At 54.5% G+C, this 3,106-nt stretch carries 2 protein-coding genes; both read right to left on the bottom strand.

The genetic code is table 11. The features are described from left to right. Positions 1-2,633, bottom strand: a 2,633-nt coding sequence (locus XF30_RS22085) for a hypothetical protein (RefSeq protein ID WP_158284402.1), incomplete at its 3' end; no start/stop codon positions are given. An 8-nt stretch (positions 2,634-2,641) separates the two neighbouring features. Further along, on the bottom strand, positions 2,642-3,106 hold a 465-nt coding region (locus XF30_RS38895; protein WP_204524520.1), incomplete at its 5' end, for a hypothetical protein.

The raw sequence follows: 3,106 nt of genomic DNA, 5'->3' as shown, positions 1-3,106 counted from the left end.
ACTAATGTTCGGCTCGCATCATTCGCAATCTTGAGCCGAAGTGATTCCGCTAGAACACCAGCATCAAGTCCTCGCGGACCTCTCAGAAGACACTGGTGCAGCAATTCACTGCAAATCCGCCTCGCAACATCCTCCTCCTCAGTTAGCACGCGAATCAAGCGCCGTCCCAAACCCGCGTAGAAGGCATCATCTCCTTCATCGGTAAGACTGCGATCCTGCTGCTCCTTTAAATCCGCGGAAAGAGCGCCGGTCGCAACAGCGAGGTCGATTGGATCGCGCAATGAGATGGGAGACTCGATGCCTTTCAGGAACTGAAGCATTCGATCTTCTTGATCTAAGTCTTTTGCAAAGCGAAGCGAAGCGTACGTCCAATTATGAACGGTAATTGGATTAGGATTTGTCGGCTCTGGGATTGAGAATGGTGCAAGAAGCCTTGGTGTGTTGACTGCGGTCGACCAAAGATCGAAGACCAGGTCGAGCAGCACATTCCAATGCTGGTCGACGTATTCCTCACCAAGCAAAGTAACGAACTCGGCGCGACGACCTGCCAGGGCGAGCACAGGTGCATAAGCATCCGCGACACCCATCGCCGGGCGGCTTGTCTTTACTGACCTTAGAACAGACTCCAATGCTTGCAGGGCCGCTGTCACGCCTACTTTCCCCGACAACGAGGGGATTGCCAGCAAAGCTCTGATATCAGCCACATTTGAGCTGGTGTTGAGACGCGCTACGGAAGGCACAAGCCTGTGCACGAGAGCCTCTCGTAGATCAATTACGACCTTTTGATCCAACAAAGAACGATCGAATCGCTCAAGATTTTGAACCAGGCCGGCAGCATTCGAGCGATCGCCGGCGCCGAACGTGATAATGCTATTGACTATCCGACGGCCAAGTTCCGCGTCTACATTCGCCAAAGTTACCACTTCATCAGAGAGCAGGAATTGCAAAGCGGGCCGGACCACGGGCCATAACTGGCTCTCGGGCTTTATGGCGGCAAGTAGGCTCAGGGTTTCGTTGACCAACTCACGTGCTTGGTCTCTGGAGAGCATGTCAACTGTGAGACAGGCCAGCTGAAAGGTATTCGCGTGCAGATTCCAATGGGCCTGCAACCGAAGCAGCGTAGCGATAGCTGTATAGACGGGGGCGATGTTCTCGCGGCAAAACTCCGGCCTACCCTTCGCTAAGCGACATAACGCGTCAACTCCAGCTAGCGCGAGGTTCCTGGTCGACGAAAATGATGTGCTTCCGCTGCTGGCTTGTGCTGATAGAAATTCGACAATAATGCGCGCAACTTGCCGTCGATCCTGCGGGATCTTCTCCGCCCATCTTGTAAGCAAGGATATAGCCGAACGATGTCGTTCAACGGACATTCCTTCATGTCGTCCGCAAAGCGAGATGACCAGCTCAACCGCGGCCTCATCGACAAACCTTGCGACGAAACTGTCCGACCATTTGATGTCTTCAACATGAGAGCGATCGGCGGCTTGGATCAGCAGGTGTACAGCTAGGTAAAAGTCAGCCGAATGGCCTCGTTGAGGTTCGGTCTCCTCCGTGATACGAAAAAGCACTTGGGCAAAAGCGGCCATTGTTTCCCGAGACTCAGTTGAGAGCCCTAGGGCGATTTGGCGGCGCAGCACTGCCCAGCATCGCCTCGAGGCGCGATGGCGATCGCGAGCCCCTGCAGCCGCAAAGACCGACCAATTTAGCTGATGCGACTCATGGCTAAGTGGGGGCTTTAGGAGCGTGGTCCGACTATCGGTGAACTTCAAAGCCAATGAGTCAACGCTCAGCGCGGCGCAAAGTGCATCGAAGGGCGCATTGAATTTAAGCAGCGGGCGCACCTCAAGAGAGCTACTCTCGAGACTGTCTCGCAAAAGCTCAAAGGCTGCTTCCGGACCTGTATTAACTCGCACGGCCGCCGCGATGGACTGGTCAACAACATCAACTAGTTGCTCGGAAAGCGCGTGCCAGCCTTGGTTGGCGTCACCCAGCCTGTCCCGGCATTTTCGATACAGGTCTTCAGCAACTCTCCAAGCATCTGCATCGGCGCAGAGATCGCCGATGTGCTTCAATAGGAGCACGGCAAGTGGCGGATACAAATTGCTGACTCGATTGACAGCCGTCGGCGGAAGCTCCGACCATTCTGCCCTGCCCGCGGAGCAAGCTGAGCCGGTACGTAGTAGATCGAGCAACGCCTCGCAAGCTTGGTCGTTGAACGGTACCCTGAACTCACGCTCGTCGAATCCAAAATCCCGAGTGCCTAGTTGAAGGGCTCGCTCAAGAGATCGTGCTTTCAGCAGCTGCTCAGGGGGCGCGCCGTCCTCAGGTGGAAAGCCATCCCCATCCGCTTGCCAAACGATATCTTGAACAGCACGCTGAAGGTAACCTGCGAGTTTTCCTTCAGTCTTTAGAGGTCGGACAATCCAACCATCAAGGCCTGGGCCTTTTGGTATCTCGCGCTCTTCGAACAGTCTATCTAGTGAGATCTGTCCTTCGCTCACTTCGTGTACTAACACACGAACCAAATCACGTAAGTTGTCAGCTGGCAAGAAGTGCCGGAGCGAGACCCAACCAAATACATTGGCACGCAGTTGGCTTTCGAAAGATGGTGGCGTTTGGTTCTCGCTCGTCATTGCGATCTCTATGAACTTGAAGCATTTGAGGGTTGGCGAGCGTCAACGCACTGAAGCTTGATGTTTCGCAGACCTACGGTTGCACCCCACGGAGGGGAATGGCGAGGCAATCGGTGAACAGTCATTCGCAGCACCTTTGCGCTCGGCAGGTCCATATCCCGAGGACTAAGTTGCGCAATATAGCCACGCACGCTTTGTCCGGGAGAAATTTCGTTAGCAGGCCATGACCAGCCATTGTCAATATCGGTGTCGCTCTTACCGTAGGTCACCAGCTCGATAAAATCGGGATTCTCATCGAGAGGAGGCTTCACAGGTAGAAACATCCCAGACAGCCCTCCTACTGCATTCGATGCAATATCTCGTTCAGCCCCAAGCGACCAGAAATTAGCAAGAACGAACGCTGCGTAAGCGTGGCGTTGAAAGCTCGCGTCTTTTGCGGCGCGAACGAACGACTCACGGAACTGCTGATGGAG

It is taken from the genome of Bradyrhizobium sp. SUTN9-2 (assembly GCF_003122645.1).
In the GTDB taxonomy this organism is placed as follows: Bacteria; Pseudomonadota; Alphaproteobacteria; order Rhizobiales; family Xanthobacteraceae; genus Bradyrhizobium; species Bradyrhizobium yuanmingense.
This window is presented reverse-complemented; position numbering and strand designations above follow the sequence as displayed.